Raw genomic sequence first — 17,560 nt, 5'->3', positions numbered from 1 at the left:
TTTCCCCCCGTGCCGTGCTGCCTTCTGTCGGCCTTGTCGGCCGTTGTTGCGCCCCGCAGTTCGGGGGGCGTCGCGGCAGGAGCTTCGGGGAAGGCCGTGGTTTCCACAACAGGGATGTTCCCGGCCCGGAGGCAGGCCGGGCACGGGTGGCGCAGCACCCGGCCCGCGGGGCCGGGCCGGTTCAGGCGGAGGGCGGGGCCGCTTCGCCCAGCGACGGCATCAGGCGGCTGGCCCCGTTGAAGAAGCCCGCGCCGTGGATGACGTCCGCGATTTCCAGCTTTGACAGGCCCGCTTCCCGCAGCCGCGCGATCTCCGCCGCGCCGAAGCGGGAAGGCGTCGCGGTCAGCGCCACGGAGGCCGCGATGATGGTGCCCCAGCGCGGGTCGATGCGCGTGCCGGTGCCCTCGTCCAGCAGGCGGTCACGCCCGCGGAACACGGCCCCCTGCCGATTGCGTGGCCGCATGCGCCAGGGCGCGGCGAGGGGGGCAGCTGGCGGCCTCCCCCGCTTGCCCTGCTGGAAGCAAACGACCAAGCTTCCTGAAACGGCTGCAGAACGGCCTTTCCCCTGCTCCCACGCCCTCCGGGGCACAGCAGGCGGGGCGCTCGTATCGGCGGCATGACCGGGGAGGCAGCGGCACGTGCCGGCCGAGGACACCACCATCACGCGCGTCCACGCGACGCCGCTGTTCATCCATACCCGCTTCGACCTGCCCGGCTATACCCGCGACGCGGCCCTGGCCCTTTGCCTGGTGGAGGTGGAAACGCGCGGCGGGCTGGTCGGGCACGGCATCACCTCCATCACGGAGGAGGAGGTCGCCGCGGCGGTGGTCAACGAGGTTGCCGCCCACCAGATCCTGGGCGAGGACGCGCTGGCGCATGAGCGTATCTGGGACAAGCTCTACTGGGCCCTGACCCCACGCGGGCAGACCGGCTATGCCTGCCACGGCATCGCGGCCATCGACCTCGCGCTGTGGGACATCAAGGGCAAGGCGCTCGGGCAGCCCGTGTGGCGGCTGCTCGGCGCGGCGCGGCCGGCGGTGCCGACCTATGTCACCTTCGGCTTCCCGGCCATGGACCGGGACGCGCTGGCCGATGCCGCGCGCCACTGGGCCGGGCTGGGCATCACGCGGCTGAAGATGGTGGTGGGCCACCGGGCGCTGCAGCGCCGCGACGGCACGCCCATCCTGGAGATCATCCGCGAGGACCTGGCCCGCATCCGCGCCGTGCGCGACGCGGTGGGGCCGCAGGTGCAGCTCTACCTCGATGCCAATTGCAGCCTGGACGCGCTGCACGCCCGCTGGCTGGCGCAGGCTGTGGGGGAACTCGGCATCGGCTTCTTCGAGGAGCCGATCGTCGAGAACGACCCGCGCCAGCTCGCCCTGCTGCGCTCCCAGGTGCAGGTGCCGCTGGCCGCGGGCCAGAACGAGGGGCTGCTGCATCGCTTCCGCGCGCTGGTGGAAGCGGAGTCGGTGGACGTGCTGCAGCCCAACGTCGCCATCGGCGGCGGCATCACGCAATGCGTCAAGGTCGCCGGCCTCGCCGCCGCCTTTAACCAGCCGATCGCCAATGGCGGGGCCTGGACGCACCACAACATGCACCTGCATGCCGGCCTCTCGAATGGCGGGCTGGTGGAGTACCACCACCTCGCGGTGCTGGTGTGCGAGGAGGTCTTCGGCCGCCTGCCCCGACCGGACGGCACGGGCAACATCGCCCTGCCGGAAGCGCCCGGGCTGGGCTTCTCGCCGGATGCCGCGGCGGTACGGGAACTCGCGAAACGGCCCACCTCGCATGGCCGCAGCCGAGCCTGAAGCGCGGCCGCAGAAATCAGCAACCAGGGAGGGAAAGCCATGGGATGGCGTGCGATGCTCGGCGCGGTGCTGGCCGCGGCGGTGGCCGGCAATGCGCAGGCGCAGCCGGCGGCCGAGCCCTGGCCGACCCGGCCCCTGGTGTTCGTGGTCACCGCCTCGCCCGGCGGTTCCTCGGACATCATGACGCGCATCCTGGCGGACCGGCTGCGCGAGCCGCTCGGGCAGCCCGTGCTGGTGGAGAACCGCGCCGGGGCGGGCGGCACGATCGGCGCCGACTACGTGGCCAAGTCGCCGCCCGACAGCAACCGCTTCGTGCTCGCCTCCGTGCACCTCGCGCTGTTTATCGCGACGCAGAAGCAGCTGCCCTTCGATCCCCTGGCGGATCTGACGCCGGTGACCGATTTCGCGCGCGTGCCAAACATGCTGATCGTCCACTCCGCCGTGCCCGCCCGCTCCGTCGCCGAGCTGGTCGCCCATGCCCGCGCCCGGCCGGGCGAGATGAGCTACGCCACCGGCACGCAAGGGACGCTGCAGCACCTGCTGGGGACGCTGTTCGCGCGGCAGGCCGGGCTGAGCATGACGCCGGTGCATTATCGCGGCAGCGCGCCGGCCATCAACGACCTGCTCGCCGGTCGGGTGCCGATGATGTTCGAAACCCTGCCCTCGGCGGCGCGGCTGGTGCGGGGCGGCGACGTGCGCGGCCTCGCCGTCACCTCCGCGACGCGGTCGCCGGTCTTCGCCGACCTGCCCACCATGGCGGAAAGCGGCTTCCCCGACGCCACCGCCACGACCTGGTACGGGCTGCTCGGGCCCAAGGGGCTGCCGCCCGCCGCGGCGGAGCGGCTGCGGGATGCGGTGGTTGTGGCACTGCGCTCGCCGCAGGTCACCGAAGCCTGGGCACAGGACGGCGCCTCCGGCGGCGGCATGTCGGTGCCGGAGTTCCGCAGCTTCTGGGGGGACGAGATCAACCGCTGGCGCCGGGCGGTTTCCGAAGCGGGCCTCACGCTGGACTGAGTGTTTGGCAGCGGGGCGATCCCCGGCCGTGCTGCGCGCCACACGGCGCAGGCCCGGCCGCCGGGGGTTTACGTCGCGGCGCGGATCGCTTCGAGAATGGCCGCCGTTTCCGCCCCGGCATTCTCGAAGCGCCGCATGGCCGACCGGTCGGTGATCCGCCCCCAATTGGCCAGCAGCGTGTCCGGGTCGGGCGGCGTTGCGGGGTCGAACTGCACGCCGGCCGTGCTCGCCAGTTCGGCCACCGCGTAATGCCCGGCGGCCGCGGAAAGGATGATGCCGGACTGCCCGAAGGCTTCGCTGCACAGCAGGGCGACGGCCGCCGAAGCGTGTTCCGGCCCGAAATGCGGGGCGACCTCCTCGGGCAGCACGCCCTCCGTCATGCTCGTCGCCGCGACCGGCGCGAGGGTGTTCACCAGGATGCCGTACTTCGCCCCTTCCAGCCGCAGCACGTTCATCAGCCCGACCATGCCCATCTTGGCCGCCGCGTAGTTGGCCTGCCCGAAAGAGCCGTAGAGCCCCGCGGTGGAGGTGGTGAAGACGATGCGCCCGTAGCCCGCCTTCTGCATGTGCGGCCAGGCGGCGCGCGTGCAGTAGGCCGTCCCGTCCAGGTGGACCTTGCGCACCAGGTCCCAGTCCGCCAGCTCCAGCTTGCCGAAGCTCTTGTCGCGCAGCACGCCGGCGTTGTTGACCAGCACGTCGATCCTGCCGAAGGCCGAGATCGCGAGGTCCACCAGGGACTGCGCCCCTTCCGGTTCCGCGATGGAGACGTGGTGCGCCACCGCCTGCCCACCGGCCGCGAGGATCTCGGCCACCACCTCGTCCGCGGCGCGGCCCTCCTCCCGCCCGGGGATGCGGGACGGGCCGGGGTCGTTCACCACCACCCTGGCCCCGCGCGCGGCGAGCAGCAGCGCGTGGCTGCGCCCCAGCCCGCCGCCCGCGCCGGTCACGACGGCCACCCTGTTCTCGAAGCCTACCGTCACGTGGAACCTCCCCGGCCGCTGTTCCGGAGGCCCGTGCGCCCGCCAGCCGTCACGACCTCCTCCGGCCGGGTATAGGCGATCGCGCAGGGTTGCGGCACGCGGCGCGTCACGCCGACGGTGCAGACCGCAGGCCTGCCCAAGCCCGGCGTTCCGTGATCCGGAATGGCGGCGTTTCGCTCCATCAACATCGGATCGGTGTCGCTAGCATGGGGCAACACCAGAAGATTCGGGGGAACGACGATGCGGGATATGTGGCGATCGCTGATCGTCTTGGCGTCCGTGGCGGCCTGTGCCGTCGCATCGGCGGCCTCGGCGGCTTATCCGGAACGGCCGATCCGCCTCATCATCGCCTATACCCCGGGCGGCACGGGTGACCTCGTCGGCCGGCTGATCGCGGATGCGCTGGCACCGCGGCTCGGGGTGCCGGTGGTGGGCGTCAACCAGGGCGGAGCGAACGGCGCGATCGGCGCCCGGGCGGTCGCTGCCGCCGCCCCGGACGGCTACACGCTGCTCCTGGCCGGCAACGCCATCTTCTCCATCCTGCCGCACCTGAGCAATGTCGGCTACGACTCGACGAACTTCACGCCGATCGCGAACATCAGCGAATCGCAGCGCTTGCTGGCCGTGCGGAACACGCTGCCGGTGACGACGCTGGCGGAGCTGGTCGGATACGCGAAACGCAACCCGGGCCGGGTGAACTACGGCACCTCGGGCATCGGCTCGACCCTTCACATCATGACGGAGATGTTCCGCCGGGAAGCCGGCTTCGAGGCGGTGCATATCCCGTTCCGGGGCTCGGCTCCCAGCATCCAGGCCATGCTGGCCGGTGATGTGGACTTCATGATCGACACCGTGGTGATCCAGCACGTCCAGGAGGGACGGCTGCGCGGCTTGGCCGCCGTTGGCCAGCGGCGGCTGCCGCAGCTGCCGGACATCCCCACCCTCGCGGAGCTCGGCTATCCCAATGTCCGCACCTCCGGCTGGCAGGCGCTGATGGGCCCCGCGGGCCTGCCGGGCGATGTGGTCAACCTGCTGGCCACCCAGGTCGAAGCTGCCACGCAGGATCCGGCCTTCCTGGAACGCCTCGCGCGCGGTGGCCTGGAGCCGAGCTTCCGCTCGCCCACCAAACTCGCGGAGGACCTGCGCGAGGACAACCTCCAGTTCGGCGCCCTGATCCGCTCCGCCGGCATTGTTGGCGAATGAGCGCGGCCGGGGGCTCGGCATGCACGTGACGGAAGAACAGGCGCGACTGGCCGATGTCGACCTGGCCTATCGCGACAGCGGCGGGGGCGGGACGCCAGTGGTGCTGCTGCATGCAGCCACGGGCAGCGTCGAGGCCTGGGAGCATCAGCTGCCCGCCCTGTGCAAGGCCGGCTACCGCGTCATCGCGTATTCCCGGCGGGGCTACCGCGGCTCCGGAACCGGTCCGCCCGGCCAGCCCGGCACCGGCAGTGGTGATCTGCTGGCCCTGCTCGACCGTCTCGGAGTGGCCTCATGCCACTTGGTGGGCATCGCAGCCGGTGGTCTGGTCGCCGCGGACTTTGCCCTGTCGCACCCAGGGCGGTTACGCAGCCTGACCCTGGCCTGCACCATTGTCGGCCTGATGGATGCCGATTACCTCGAACTGGGCGAGCGGCTGCGCCCTGCCGGCTTCAACGACCTTCCCGTCGAATTCCAGGAACTGGGCCCGAGCTACCGCGCCGAGCACCCGGAGGGGGTCGCCCAATGGCTGGCGCTGGAGGGGCGCAGTCATTCAGGCGGTCGATTCCGCCAGGGAACCGTGAACCGCCTCACCTGGGCAGCCATGCAGGGCTTGGCGGTGCCCACCCTGATGGTGAACGGCGACGCCGATCTATGGGCACCACCTGCGTTGCAGCGCCTTTTCCTGCGCCGCCTTCCGCAAGCAGAGGGTGTGGTGATCCGCGAGGCCGGTCACGCTGCCCACTGGGAGCAGCCCGGAGCCTTCAACACCGCCCTGATCGGCTTCCTGGATCGCCACTAGCTGCGCTGCCGCCCCGGCGCGCAGAAGGGCGTCACGGGAACGGCGGCCAAGCGGCAGGCCGCTCCCGCGCCGCGGCTCAGCCCCGGATAAAGGCGAGGCGGCCGGCAATGGCCTTGCCACCCAGTCCGCCGCGGCAATCTCTCGGGATGATGACCCGAAGTCATCGGTGCGGTGCGTTCACCGTGGGCCCGAAACGGCCTAGGTAGGGGCCATGCCCCCTAAGCCGATACTCCGCCGCCCGCTGGTGCTGGCCGCCGTCATGGCCGCGATGTTCATGATCGCGATCGAAGCCACCATCGTCTCCACCGCCATGCCGCAGATCGCCAGCCGGCTGGGCGACCTGCACCTGTATTCCTGGGTGTTTTCCTCATTCCTGCTGACGCAGACCGCGGCCACCGTGGTGTTCGGCAAGCTGTCGGACCTGTTTGGGCGGAAGCCCGTGGTGCTGGTCGGGATCGCGATCTTCTTGGCGGGGTCCGTGCTGTGCGGGCTGGCCTGGTCGATGCCTTCGTTGATCCTTTTCCGGCTGATCCAGGGGGTGGGCGCGGGGGCGATCCAGCCGGTGATCCTGACCGTGGTGGGCGACCTGTACCCGGGGCAGCAGCGCGGCAAGGTGCAGGGCTATCTGGCGAGCGTGTGGGGCGTGTCCTCGGTACTGGGGCCGATGGCAGGGGGGCTGATCACCGAGCATCTGGGCTGGCCCTGGATCTTCTGGATCAACCTGCCGATCGGCCTGGCCGCTGCCGCCGGGTTCTGGGCCTTCCTGCACGAGAGCGTCTCGGCCGAGAAGCCGAGCGTGGACGTGGTGGGCGCGGCCCTGTTCACCGTCGCCGTGGCCTCGCTGATGGCAGCGCTGACGGAGGTCGGGCTGTCGAACCGGGGGACCGCACTGGCGGCCGGCGGGCTGTTCGTGGTGAGCGCGGCGCTGTTCGTGTTCCAGGAGCGACGGGCGCGCGACCCGATGATGGACCTGCAGCTGTGGGCGCGCCGGCCCATTGCCACCGCGAACGCCGCCACGCTGCTGAGCGGCATGGCGGTGATCGGGCTGACCACCTTTCTGCCAATGTATGTGCAGGGCGTGCTGAACCAGTCCGCCCTGGTGGCGGGCTTCACGCTGACCGTGATGGTGCTGGGCTGGCCGGTGGCCGCCACCGTGGCGGCAAAGACCTTTCACCGGGTCGGATTGCGGCGGACCTTTGTGATCGGTGCGGCGCTGCTGCCGGTGGGCGCGATGGCCTTCGTGCTGCTGGGCCCCAACACCTCGCCAGTGGTGGCAGGGATAGGGTCGCTGGTGGTGGGGCTCGGGATGGGTTTCCTGAGCATTTCGGCCATCGTGATCATCCAGGACAGCGTGGGCTGGACCGAGCGGGGTTCGGCCACGGCGTCCAACATCTTCTCTCGTAACCTGGGCAGCACGTTGGGGGCAGCGGTGCTGGGCGGGGTGCTGAACCTGTCCTTGGCGGGGCGGGGCAGCGGGACGGGTGGCGTGGATTTCGAGCAGGTGCGGGAGTTGCTGGACCGTCCCGGGCAGGCGATCGGGGATGCGGCGGTGCGGGCGGCGCTGGGAGAAGCGCTGCATGTGACGTTCTGGGCCGTGTTCGGGATCGCGGTGCTGACCCTGGTGCTGGCGTTGCTGGTGCCGAGGGTGAAGCTCCAGCCGGCGGCAGGAGAGCGGGCGGCGGAGAAGGAAGTGGCGGCGGAATAGAGGAGGTCGGCGGCGGTGTGCCAGCGGCACGGCCTCCGAGCCGAGCGGAAGGCCGCCCTGGATGCCTGGAGACTGCATGTTGTGACGTCAGGTGACGACGGAGAACGTCTAGTGCCGCGATACGAGGCTTTTGCCGGCAAGTCAGCGCCGCGGACGCCAGAGAATCTAGCGGCAGAGTCTTCCCCAGCTCGGCATCACTGCTTGCTCCGTATCGAGACTGTAGTAGCCAGGGTCTCGGCAGCAAGCTCACTCTGGAAAGGGATACTTTCGCCCGGTGCTTAAAGGGTACCGTGCACCTGGGTGCACACAGAACGGCAGTGCCCCGGAACATCGCTGGCGCTAGCTCTCTGCTAGCTAGGCTCGAATTCTATGAGCTACTTAACTGCGTAACTCATTGAGAAAAATGGCGGACCCGATACGATTCGAACGTACGACCTTTGCCTTCGGAGGGCAACGCTCTATCCAGCTGAGCTACGGGTCCCCGACCACCTTTTAGCGCAGCCTCCCCGGCGGGGGAAGCCCTCGCGCGATCAGCCGGGCGGCATGTCCTGGCCGGCCATGGCCAGCGCCGCCGTCCGCACTGCATCGGTCCGCGCGGTCCAGCCCCGGCCGAAGGTGGGGAAGGTGCTCAGGGCGCGGTAATACTCCAGCCGCGCTTCCGACACGGCGTTGATCAGCCGGGCCGCGGGCTGGGCGCGCAGGGCGGCCAGGGTGATCGGCCCGATCGACCCGTCCGCGGTCACGCCGGCGATGCGCTGCAGCAGCTTGATCGAGCGGGACGGTCCGGCATTCACCCCGAAGTCGAACACCACCAGGTCCAGCCCGGCCGGCAGGTCGGCGCAGCGCATCGCCGTCCAGTAGCGGGCACGGTAGATCTCGCGCGCCTCGGAGCGCGTCAGGTCGCGCACGTCGCCCACCGTGACCGGCGCCTCGCGGAAGCCCTGCAGGGTGGCCAGGGTGATGCCCATGTTGGTGGCGCCGCCGGGGTCGCGCGGGTCGTCCACGAAGCCGCCCTCTTTTTCCAGCACCACGGCCAGGCAGCGGTCGAAGCGGGCCTCGGCATCCAGGGGGGCCGGACGGGCCGCCGCGACGGGCGTTTCGGCGCGGAACAGGGCGGCGGGCGGCGGAGCTTCGGCGGGGGCGGCCGGGGCGGGAACGGCCACGTCACGCAGGGTGGTCATGGCCGTCTGCATCTGCGCCGACTGCGCCGCCTGCACGGCCTGCGACATGCGGTCCTTGTCGCGCGACGACTGGGACGAGCCGATCCAGAAGTTCACCACCGCCGCGAAGGCCGCCCCCAGCGTGCCGATCGTGACGTTCACCAGCGCCGCCGTTTCCGCCTCGAAGCTGCGGTTCAGCGCCATCAGCAGCACCAGCGTCACGAAGAAGGCAGCCACCACCAGGGTCGAGACCAGCGCCGGCCCCCAGGCCGAGGCATTGGCGGAATGCGCCATCTCCGTCGCGGTAAAGGAGGCCGGGGCCTGCAGCCGCGCCCGCAGCCCTTCCAGCTCGGCGCGGCCGCTGTCCTGCTGCGCCCGGCCCTCCTTCAGCGCCAGCTCGGTCAGCCGCAGCCGCAGCCGGGAAGCCAGGGCGGGATCGCCCGCCACCGCCGCCTGCGCCGCCCCGGGCTCCTCGGCACCGGTGACCTCGCGCACGGCCTGGCCGGCGTTGGCGGCCACGCGGCCGGTCGCATCACCCGCCATCAGCTGCAGCAGCTCGGGCAGCAGGCTCGCCGCCAGGGGAGCCAGGGAAAGGGACATGGGAACACCTCGGCGCCGGCGCACCGGAACAGGCCGCAGCACGGCGCCGCACGCCGTGAGCGCGCGTCGGCCGCGAAGGGCGCGGGTTCCCGTCCCTCGGGTGAGGAGCGGAAACGCGGTGCGATGTTGGGGGAAGCCGCGGGCGCAGAACGCCCCTTGGCACGCGGTTTCTAGACCGGCGAGGCCACGTTCGTCAAGAAAATAGTCCTAGAGACGCCGGTGCGGGACCGCCGCGCGGCCTCGCGGCCATGGCGCGCCACCGTGTCCCCGCCGGGTGCGAACCGGCCCGTTCCCGACCGCAGGTGCCCGCCGTTTCCTAGCCCTCGACGTCCAGGGCGTAGCCGGCGGAGCGGACGGTGCGGATGATGTCCTCCTCGCCCGGGCCGTTCACCGCCTTGCGCAGCCGGCGGACATGGACGTCCACCGTGCGCGGTTCCACGTGGATGTCGCGGCCCCATACGGCGTCCAGCACCTGCTCGCGGGAGAAGACGCGTCCGGGGTGCTGCATCAGGAATTCCAGCATCCGGTATTCGGTGGGCCCCAGGTGCAGGGCGCGGCCGTTGCGGGTAACGCGGTGGGCGTCCTGGTCCATGGCCAGGTCGCGCCAGCTGAGCACGCCGCGCACCGGGCCGGCGCCGGTGCGGCGCAACAGGGCGCGGATGCGGGCCAGCAGCGCGTCGATGGCGAAGGGCTTGGCGATGTAGTCGTCCGCGCCGGTGTCCAGCGCCCGCACGGCGTCCTGGTCCTCCGTGCGGGCGGTGACCATGATGATCGGCAGGTCGCGCGTGTTGGGACGGCGGCGCAACTGGCGGCAGACTTCCAGCCCCGACAGCGCCGGCAGCATCCAGTCCAGCAGCACCAGGTCGGGGCGCCCTTCGGCCACGCGCAGCAGCGCTTCCTGGCCGTCGGCGGCCTCCTCCACCCGGAAGCCCTGGCGCTCCAGGTTGTAGCGCAGCAGGGTCAGCAGCGGCGCCTCGTCCTCCACCACCAGGATGGTGGGACGGCCGCCGCTCTCCAGGGCCGCGCTCATCCGGCGGGCACCCGCACCACGGCGGAGTGGGAGGTGTCGGCCTTGGGCCGCTCTTCCGGCAGGGTCACGCCGCGCACGGCGTAGAACACTGTCTCGGCAATGTTGGTGGCGTGGTCGCCGATGCGCTCGAAGTTCTTGGCGATGAACAGCAGGTGCGTGGAGGCCGTGATGTTGCGCGGATCCTCCATCATGTAGGTCAGCACCTGGCGGAAGATGCCGTTGTATACGTCGTCCACGGGGGCGTCGTTGTTCCACACCCGCTCGGCGGCCTCAGCATCGTCGTTGACCAGCGCGTCGATCGCGTCCTTGAGGTTGCGCTGCACCAGCTGCGCCATGGCCGCGAAGCTCGTCACCACGCCGCCCAGCGAGGGCTGCTGCGACACCACGATGGCGCGCTTGGCGGCGTTGCGGGCGTAGTCGCCGATGCGCTCCAGGTCCTGGCTGGCCTTCATGGCGGCGATGATCAGCCGCAGGTCCGCCGCCATCGGCGAGCGCAGCGCCAGCATCCGCACGCAATAGGCTTCCACCTCGCGCTCCAGCGCGTCGATCGGCCCGTCGCGGCCGACCACCTCACCGGCGGCGGCGGCATCGCGCTGCACCAGCGCCTGGGCGGCGTCGGCCACCTGGCGCTCGGCCAAGCCGCCCATGCGGGCCAGCAGCTCGCGCAGGTGGCGCAGCTCCTCGCCGTAGGACTTCACGATGGTGTTGGAGGCGTTGTTCATCCCGGCGGCTCCCTGTTCCTGTTCCATCCCGCAGCGCTCAGCCGAAGCGGCCGGTGATGTAGTCCTGGGTGCGGCGCTCGCGCGGGGCGGTGAAGAGCTGCGCCGCGGGGGCCACCTCCACCAGCTCGCCCAGGTAGAAGAAGGCGACCTGGTCGGCGCAGCGGCCGGCCTGCTGCATGTTGTGCGTCACGATGGCGATGGTGAAGTCGCGCTTCAGCTCGTCGATCAGCTCCTCCACCTTGGCCGTGGAGATCGGGTCGAGCGCCGAGGTCGGCTCGTCGAACAGGATCACCTCCGGGCGCACGGCGATGGTGCGGGCGATGCACAGGCGCTGCTGCTGCCCGCCCGACAGGCCGGTGGCGGAGGTGTCCAGCCGGTCCTTCACCTCGTCCCAGAGGGCGGCGCGGGTCAGCGACCATTCGATGCGCTCGGCCATCTCGGCGCGCGACAGGCGCTCGTGCAGGCGGATGCCGAAGGCGATGTTCTCGCGGATCGTCATCGGGAAGGGGGTCGGCTTCTGGAACACCATGCCGACCTTGGCGCGCAGCTCGTTCAGGTCCATCCCCGGATCGAGCAGGTTGCGCCCTTCCAGCAGGACCTCGCCGGTGGCGCGCTGGCCGGGATACAGGCTGTACATCCGGTTCAGCACGCGCAGCAGCGTGGACTTGCCGCAGCCCGAGGGCCCGATCAGCCCGGTGACCTGCCGCGCTGGCAGGTCGAGGTTGATGCCCTTCAGCGCCCGGTTCTCGCCGTAGAAGAACTCGAGGTTGCGCACCAGCACGCTGGCCTCGTTGAGGGCGGCGGCGGAGCGGGTGTCCACCGTGCCGAAGCTGCCTGCGGGGGGCTGCGTGGCCGTGGGGGCCTGCATAGTTCCGTTCATGGCGGTGTCTCTCATCGCTTCGCGCTCAACACGCTGCGGGCCAGGATGTTCAGGATCAGCACGCTCAGGGTGGTGATCAGCGCGCCGGCCCAGGCGAGCGACACCCAGTCCTCGAAGGGGGAACCGGCATAGGAGTAGATGGTGACGGGCAGGCTGGCCATCGGCTGCGCCAGGTTGACCGACCAGTTCAAGTTGCCCAGCGAGGTGAACAGCAGCGGCGCCGTTTCACCCGCGATGCGGGCCACCGCCAGCAGCACGCCGGTGACGATGCCCGAGGCCGCGGCGCGCCAGCCCACCAGAACCACCATCTTCCACTTCGGCGCGCCCAGCCCGATCACGGATTCCCGCAGCGTGTTGGGCAGCAGGCTCAGCATGTCCTCGGTGGTGCGGATCACCACGGGGATCACGATGATCGCCAGCGCCGCGACGCCCGCCCAGCCGGAGAAGCCGCCGAAGGGCAGCACCAGGATCTGGTACACGAACAGGCCGATCAGGATGGACGGCGCCGAGAGCAGGATGTCCGACACGAAGCGCACCACCCCGCCCAGGCGCGAGCCGCGGGCGTATTCCGCGAGGTAGGTGCCGGCCAGCATGCCAATCGGCGTGCCGATCGCGGTGGCCAGCGCCACCTGGATCAGCGAGCCGATGATCGGGTTCAGCAAACCGCCGCCCGAACCGGGTGGCCGGGTCGGCTGGGTGAAGACGTTGAGCGAGATGCCGCCCAGGCCGCGCAGCAGCAGGGTCAGCAGGATCGAGATCAGGAACAGCAGACCGAGCACGGTGGCGGCGATGCACAGCCCGCGGATCACCGTGTCGGTGCGGCGGCGGCGGCGCGACAGGGCGGCGGCGACGTCCCGGTTCTTCTGGGGGGTGGCGACGGTGGCGCTCATGGTGCTCAGCCCTTCAGCCGGGAGCGCAGCAGCCAGCGGCTCAGCGCCAGCACGCAGAAGGAGATCACGAACAGGATGAAGCCCAGCGCCAGCAGCGCCGACAGCTTCAGCGAGCCCGCGGAGGCTTCGCCGAATTCCAGCGCCACCAGCGAGGCGATGGTGTTGCCGGGGCCGAAGATGGAGGCGGAGATGCGGTTGGCGTTGCCGATCACGAAGGTGACGGCCATGGTTTCGCCCAGCGCGCGGCCCAGGCCCAGCATGATGCCGCCGACCACGGAGATCCGGGTGTAGGGCAGCACCACGCCGCGCATCACCTCCCAGGTGGTGGCGCCCAGGCCGTAGGCGCTTTCCTTGTAGACGGGGGGCACCTGGTCGAACACGTCGCGCATGGTGGCGGCGATGAAGGGCAGGATCATCACCGCCAGGATCAGCGCCGCGGTGAACAGGCCGGTGCCGAAGGGGGCGCCGGAAAACAGCACGCCGATGCCGGGCAGCTCGCCCAGCGTGTCGATGATCGCCGGCTGGATGGTGGAGGCCATCACGGGGACGATCACGAAGAAGCCCCACATGCCGTAGATGATCGACGGCACGGCGGCCAGCAGTTCGATGGCGGTGCCGACGGGGCGTTTCATCCAGGCCGGCGCCAGCTCGGTCAGGAAGAAGGCGATGCCGAAGGCGGCGGGCACGGCCAGCACCAGCGCCAGGATCGCCGTCAGCAGGGTGCCGTAGACCGACACGCCGCCGCCGAAGACCTCCTGCACGGGGTCCCATTCGGTGGAGGTGACGAAGCCCAGGCCGAAGGCGCGGAAGGCCGGCAGCCCGCCCAGGAACAGTTCCAGGATGATGGCGCCGAGCAGCACCAGCACCAGCAGCCCGGCGCCCTGGCAAAGGGTGGCGAACACCACGTCGCCCCGGCCGCTGCCGCGGCGGGTGGCGGGAACGGGGCGGGGCGGAACGGCGGCGGCGCCGATCGCCGCGGTTGTGACGGCCTGCTGCACGGTGGTCCTTGCGCTGCGGGGGATGGAGGCGCCGCGGCACCCGGTGGGCGCCGCGGGGAAGCGGGGCGGCGGGCGGTCCGGAACGATCGCCTGGCCGCCCGCCGTCGGTTCAGCGGATCAGGCGGGGGTCCAGACCGGGCGGCCGCCCGACTGAATCTGCGCCCAGACCCGGCGCACCTGATCCTGCACGGGGCCCGGCAGCGGGATGTATTCCAGCTGCCGCGCCGCATCGGCGCCGTTCTTGAAGGCCCAGTCGAAGAAGCGCAGCACGCCCGCCGCCTTGGCGGCGTCGGCCGGGTCGGCCGGCACCAGGATGAAGGTCGGCGACACGATCGGCCAGGAGGTCGCGCCCTGCTGGTCGATGATGCTGGCGGCCATGCCCGGCACGGACCAGTCGGCATTGGCCGCGGCGGCGATGAAGCTTTCCATGGTCGGCTTCACGTACTGGCCGGCCTTGTTGCGCAGCTGCACGGTGGTCAGCTTGTTCTGGGTGGCGTAGGCGTTCTCGACGTAGCCCAGCGCGCCGCGGGTGTTGCGCACGCCGCCCGCCACGCCTTCGTTGCCGCGGGCGCCGTTGCCGGTCGGCCAGCGCACGGAGGTCGCGGCCCCCGCCTTGCTTTTCCATTCCGCCGACACGGCCGACAGGTAGGAGGTGAACACGAAGGAGGTGCCCGAGGCGTCGGCGCGGTACACCGGGGCCACCGCCACGTTGGGCAGCGTCACCCCGGGGTTCAGCTCGGCCAGGCGGGGATCGTTCCACTTGGTGATCTTGCCGAGGTAGAGGTCGGCCAGGATTTCGCCGGTCAGGCGCAGCTGGTCCACTTCCACGCCGGGCAGGTTCACGATCGGCACCACCGAGCCCATCACGGCCGGGAACTGCACCAGCTTGGCTTCCGTCAGCTGCTCGGGCGTCAGCGGCGCGTCCGAGGCGCCGAAATCCACCGTGCGGTTCTTGATCTGGTTGACGCCGGCGCCCGAGCCGACCGACTGGTAGTTCAGCTGGATGCCGCTGGTGCGCGCCATCTCGCCCCAGCGCTGGTAGACCGGGTTGGGGAAGGAGGCGCCGGCGCCCGTGATGGAGGCGGCCTGGGCGAAAGCGCGGCCGCCGAGGATGGACAGCGCGCCGCCCGTGGCGAGGGTGGACAGGAGAAGGCTGCGTCGGTGCACGGCGGGTCGCTCCGGTTCATTCGATGGGACCGGGGGCGGGACCCCCGGTCGTGGCGGCCGGAACCTAGGAAGCCTCCGCGACGGCTCGGTTTCAGTTTGATGACAGTTCGATGACGACGGGCCCGGCGGCACCCCCATCCTAGGCAAATATTAAGGGCCGATGGCAGGGTTTTCCGGCCAGGCGTGCTTGGGGTAGCGGCCGCGCATGTCCTTGCGCACGTCGGCCCAGGCCCCGCCCCAGAAGCCGGCGAGGTCGGCAGTCACCGCCACCGGCCGCCCGGCGGGCGAGAGCAGCGCCACCTGCAAGGGCACCCGCCCGCCCAGCAGCTTCGGCAGGGAGGCGAGGCCGAACAGGTGCTGCGCCCGGGCCTCCAGCGTGGGCGGGTCACGGTCGTAGTCCACTGCCGCGGAGCGGCCGCCGGGCAGGTCCAGCCGGTCCGGCAGTTCCGCGTCGAGTCGCTTGCGCAGCGGCCAGGGCAGCAGGCCGGACAGCACCGCGTGCAGGTCCAGCGCTTTCAGCTCGCCCAGCCTGGTCATGCCGTGCAGGTGCGGCGCCAGCCATTCCGCGGCGCCCGCGGCCAGGGCGGCGTCGCCCAGGTCGGGCCAGGGCTCGCCCTCGACCCGCCGGGCCCATCCGACACGGGCGCGCAGGCGACGGGCGGCGTCGGTCCAGGGCAGGTCGCGCAGGCCCCGGCCGGCGGCGCCTTCGGCCAGGGCGGCGGCCACCGCGGCGGGGTCGCTGTTGGGCAGGGTGCTCTCTTCCAGCACCAGCGGGCCGAAGCGCAGGCGGCGGCGGCTCAGCACCGCGCCGGCGCGGGGGTCGAAGGCGGCACCTTCCTCGCGCACGAAGCGGTCGGGGAAGCGCTCCTCCAGCGCGGCGCGGGATAGCGGCGCGGCCATGCGGATGCGGGCTTCCGTGCCCTGCAAGGCGAGATCGGCCACCGCCAGCAGCGGCGCCTTGCCCAGCGGGTCGGTGGCCGGCAGCCGCGCCCCCTGCCCCGAGGCCAGCCGGAAGGCGCCGTCCATGGTCCCCCGCCGGGCGGCGATGCGGTCGGGGAAGCCCGCGGCCAGCAGCGGGCCGGGGTCGCCTTCCGCGAACTGCCGCTCCGGCACGCGCAGCCGGCGGCGGTGCAGCGCGGCGGCGCGGCGGATGCGGCCGAGTGCGGCGCGGTCGGCGCCGGGGTGGTCGCCGCCGGCCAGCAGGTCCAGGCGCAGGGCGATGTCGGCGGGGGCGTCGCGGTCGCGGGAGGGCGCGCGGATCGGGTCGCGCTCTTCCAGCAGGGCAGCGAGGTCGGCGGCCATCGCCCGTTCCGCCACGCCCTCCGCCGCCACCATCATGCGGGCCAGCCGGGGATGCGCGCCCAGCCGGGCCATGCGGCGGCCAATTTCGGTGATGCGCCCTTCCCCGTCCAGCGCGTCGAGGTCGCGCAGCAGGGCGCGGGCGGCCAGCAGCGTGCCCTCCGGCGGCGCGTCCAGGAAGGGCAGGTCGCGCGCTTCCGCGCCCCAGGCGGCGCAGTCCAGGGCCAGACCGGAGAGTTCCGCTTCCAGGATCTCCGGCCGGTCGGCCAGCGGCAGGCCGCGGTGCAGCGCCTCGCTCCACAGCCGGATGGCGACGCCCGGCTCGGTGCGGCCGGCGCGGCCCGCCCGCTGGTCGGCGGCGGCGCGACCGATGCGCAGCGTCATCAGCCGCGACAGGCCGGAGGACGGGTCCAGCCGCGGTGCCCGCCGGAAGCCGCCATCCACCACGATCCGCACCCCCGGCACGGTGAGCGAGGTTTCCGCGATGGAGGTAGACAGCACCACCTTGCGGCGGCTGGACGGCGCCAGCGCCCGGTCCTGCTCGGCCGGCGGCAGCTCGCCGTGCAGGGCAATCACCTCCGCGTCCAGCCCGCCCAGGCGCTCGGCGGTGCGGGCGATCTCGCCCCAGCCCGGCAGGAAGCACAGCACGTCGCCGGGACATTCCCGCAGCGCGTCGCGCACCGCCCCGGCCATGGCCTCCGGCAGGTCGCGCGGCGAAGCGAGGTCGCGGGCTCGGTGCCGGACCTCCACCGGGAACATGCGGCCCGCGCTCTCCACCACCGGCGCGCCGCCCAGCAGTTCCGCGAAGCCGGCCGTGTCCAGGGTGGCGGACATGGCCAGCAGCCGCAACTCCGGCCGCAGGGCGCGCTGCAGGTCCAGGCACAGGGCCAGCGCCAGGTCGGTGTCGAGGTGCCGCTCGTGCGCCTCGTCGAACAGCACCGCCGCCGTGCCATCCAGCCCGGGGTCGGATTGCAGGCGGCGCACCAGCAGCCCCTCGGTGATCACCTCCACCCGGGTGTCGTCCGACACGGCGCGGTCCAGCCGGGTGCTGAGCCCCACGGTGCGGCCGAGCGGTTCCCCCAGCAGGTCGGCCATCCGCCGCGCCGCCGCCCGCGCCGCCAGCCGCCGCGGTTCCAGCACCAGGATGCGGCCCTCGGCGGCCCAGTCCTCCCGCAACAGGGCGAGCGGCGCCAGCGTGGTCTTGCCGGCGCCCGGCGGTGCCACCAGCACGGCATTGCTGCCCGCGCGCAGCGCGGCGGCCAGGCGCGGCAAGGCTTCGGAAACGGGAAGGTCAGGCAGCATGCG

15 protein-coding genes and 1 tRNA gene are annotated in these 17,560 nt (G+C 71.8%); 5 read left to right on the top strand and 11 right to left on the bottom strand.

The window, feature by feature from the left end:
- Nucleotides 1-181: 181 nt before the first annotated feature.
- Complete coding sequence (locus ACLIBK_RS17025; RefSeq protein ID WP_415388480.1) at nucleotides 182-436, bottom strand: hypothetical protein; 255 nt, start codon at nucleotides 434-436, stop codon at nucleotides 182-184.
- 202 nt (nucleotides 437-638) lie between these two features.
- Between ACLIBK_RS17025 and ACLIBK_RS17020 the strand changes: the two genes are divergently transcribed.
- On the top strand, nucleotides 639-1,808 hold the full coding sequence (locus ACLIBK_RS17020; RefSeq protein ID WP_415388479.1) for a mandelate racemase/muconate lactonizing enzyme family protein: 1,170 nt from the start codon (nucleotides 639-641) through the stop codon (nucleotides 1,806-1,808).
- A 39-nt stretch (nucleotides 1,809-1,847) separates the two neighbouring features.
- Nucleotides 1,848-2,822 carry a Bug family tripartite tricarboxylate transporter substrate binding protein gene (locus ACLIBK_RS17015; protein ID WP_415388478.1) on the top strand — a complete coding sequence of 325 codons (975 nt, stop codon included), beginning with the start codon at nucleotides 1,848-1,850 and terminating at the stop codon, nucleotides 2,820-2,822.
- 68 nt (nucleotides 2,823-2,890) lie between these two features.
- Here ACLIBK_RS17015 and ACLIBK_RS17010 read toward each other — a convergent pair whose 3' ends face one another.
- Nucleotides 2,891-3,802: an SDR family NAD(P)-dependent oxidoreductase gene (locus ACLIBK_RS17010; protein ID WP_415388477.1), complete on the bottom strand. Its 912-nt coding sequence runs from the start codon at nucleotides 3,800-3,802 to the stop codon at nucleotides 2,891-2,893.
- 162 nt (nucleotides 3,803-3,964) lie between these two features.
- Here ACLIBK_RS17010 and ACLIBK_RS17005 point away from each other — a divergent pair, with 162 nt between their 5' ends.
- The 3 genes from ACLIBK_RS17005 (at nucleotide 3,965) to ACLIBK_RS16995 (ending at nucleotide 7,509) form a co-directional block, all read left to right on the top strand.
- Complete coding sequence (locus ACLIBK_RS17005) at nucleotides 3,965-5,005, top strand: Bug family tripartite tricarboxylate transporter substrate binding protein (protein WP_415388476.1); 1,041 nt, start codon at nucleotides 3,965-3,967, stop codon at nucleotides 5,003-5,005.
- Between the two features lie 19 nt (nucleotides 5,006-5,024).
- Nucleotides 5,025-5,804, top strand: coding sequence for an alpha/beta fold hydrolase (locus tag ACLIBK_RS17000; protein ID WP_415388475.1), 780 nt, complete (start codon nucleotides 5,025-5,027; stop codon nucleotides 5,802-5,804).
- A gap of 211 nt (nucleotides 5,805-6,015) precedes the next feature.
- Complete coding sequence (locus ACLIBK_RS16995) at nucleotides 6,016-7,509, top strand: MDR family MFS transporter (RefSeq protein WP_415388474.1); 1,494 nt, start codon at nucleotides 6,016-6,018, stop codon at nucleotides 7,507-7,509.
- Between the two features lie 404 nt (nucleotides 7,510-7,913).
- Here ACLIBK_RS16995 and ACLIBK_RS16990 read toward each other — a convergent pair.
- From ACLIBK_RS16990 to hrpB, 9 genes are all read right to left on the bottom strand, one after another.
- Nucleotides 7,914-7,990, bottom strand: a tRNA-Arg gene (locus ACLIBK_RS16990).
- 49 nt (nucleotides 7,991-8,039) lie between these two features.
- Entirely contained in the window at nucleotides 8,040-9,269 is a 1,230-nt protein-coding gene (locus tag ACLIBK_RS16985; protein WP_415388473.1) for a glycoside hydrolase family 108 protein, read from the bottom strand.
- Nucleotides 9,270-9,585: 316 nt separating this feature from the next.
- Nucleotides 9,586-10,299 carry a phosphate regulon transcriptional regulator PhoB gene (gene phoB, locus ACLIBK_RS16980; protein WP_415388472.1) on the bottom strand — a complete coding sequence of 238 codons (714 nt, stop codon included), beginning with the start codon at nucleotides 10,297-10,299 and terminating at the stop codon, nucleotides 9,586-9,588.
- On the bottom strand, nucleotides 10,296-11,021 hold the full coding sequence (phoU, locus tag ACLIBK_RS16975) for a phosphate signaling complex protein PhoU (RefSeq protein ID WP_415388471.1): 726 nt from the start codon (nucleotides 11,019-11,021) through the stop codon (nucleotides 10,296-10,298). The genes phoB and phoU overlap by 4 nt, the downstream gene beginning before the upstream one ends.
- Before the next feature lie 37 nt (nucleotides 11,022-11,058).
- Complete coding sequence (gene pstB, locus ACLIBK_RS16970) at nucleotides 11,059-11,901, bottom strand: phosphate ABC transporter ATP-binding protein PstB (RefSeq protein ID WP_415388470.1); 843 nt, start codon at nucleotides 11,899-11,901, stop codon at nucleotides 11,059-11,061.
- 11 nt (nucleotides 11,902-11,912) lie between these two features.
- The gene (gene pstA / locus ACLIBK_RS16965) at nucleotides 11,913-12,791 is read right to left on the bottom strand and encodes a phosphate ABC transporter permease PstA (protein ID WP_415388469.1); all 879 of its coding nucleotides are present in this window, start codon (nucleotides 12,789-12,791) and stop codon (nucleotides 11,913-11,915) included.
- Between the two features lie 5 nt (nucleotides 12,792-12,796).
- Nucleotides 12,797-13,762, bottom strand: coding sequence for a phosphate ABC transporter permease subunit PstC (gene pstC, locus ACLIBK_RS16960; protein ID WP_415388509.1), 966 nt, complete (start codon nucleotides 13,760-13,762; stop codon nucleotides 12,797-12,799).
- Nucleotides 13,763-13,906: 144 nt separating this feature from the next.
- Nucleotides 13,907-14,956 (bottom strand): phosphate ABC transporter substrate-binding protein PstS, encoded by a 1,050-nt coding sequence (pstS, locus tag ACLIBK_RS16955; protein WP_415388468.1) that lies wholly within the window; start codon nucleotides 14,954-14,956, stop codon nucleotides 13,907-13,909.
- A gap of 150 nt (nucleotides 14,957-15,106) precedes the next feature.
- A complete protein-coding gene (hrpB, locus tag ACLIBK_RS16950; protein WP_415388467.1) occupies nucleotides 15,107-17,557 on the bottom strand; it encodes an ATP-dependent helicase HrpB in 2,451 nt (816 codons plus the stop codon).
- Nucleotides 17,558-17,560 lie beyond the last annotated feature (3 nt).

Source organism: Roseomonas sp. BN140053, from assembly GCF_047690175.1.
Classification (GTDB): domain Bacteria; phylum Pseudomonadota; class Alphaproteobacteria; order Acetobacterales; family Acetobacteraceae; genus Roseomonas.
Note: the sequence above shows the minus strand (reverse complement) of the source record. Positions and strands in the feature narration are given on the sequence as shown.

Excerpts from the sequence above, each read along its gene's own strand:
- ACLIBK_RS16995 (WP_415388474.1), top strand. The coding sequence starts at position 6,016 with ATGCCCCCTAAGCCGATACTCCGCCGCCCGCTGGTGCTGGCCGCCGTC.
- phoU (WP_415388471.1), bottom strand. The coding sequence starts at position 11,021 with ATGAACAACGCCTCCAACACCATCGTGAAGTCCTACGGCGAGGAGCTG.
- phoB (WP_415388472.1), bottom strand. The coding sequence starts at position 10,299 with ATGAGCGCGGCCCTGGAGAGCGGCGGCCGTCCCACCATCCTGGTGGTG.
- hrpB (WP_415388467.1), bottom strand. The coding sequence starts at position 17,557 with ATGCTGCCTGACCTTCCCGTTTCCGAAGCCTTGCCGCGCCTGGCCGCC.
- ACLIBK_RS17015 (WP_415388478.1), top strand. The coding sequence starts at position 1,848 with ATGGGATGGCGTGCGATGCTCGGCGCGGTGCTGGCCGCGGCGGTGGCC.
- pstB (WP_415388470.1), bottom strand. The coding sequence starts at position 11,901 with ATGAACGGAACTATGCAGGCCCCCACGGCCACGCAGCCCCCCGCAGGC.
- ACLIBK_RS16985 (WP_415388473.1), bottom strand. The coding sequence starts at position 9,269 with ATGTCCCTTTCCCTGGCTCCCCTGGCGGCGAGCCTGCTGCCCGAGCTG.
- ACLIBK_RS17005 (WP_415388476.1), top strand. The coding sequence starts at position 3,965 with ATGGCGGCGTTTCGCTCCATCAACATCGGATCGGTGTCGCTAGCATGG.
- pstA (WP_415388469.1), bottom strand. The coding sequence starts at position 12,791 with ATGAGCGCCACCGTCGCCACCCCCCAGAAGAACCGGGACGTCGCCGCC.
- ACLIBK_RS17000 (WP_415388475.1), top strand. The coding sequence starts at position 5,025 with ATGCACGTGACGGAAGAACAGGCGCGACTGGCCGATGTCGACCTGGCC.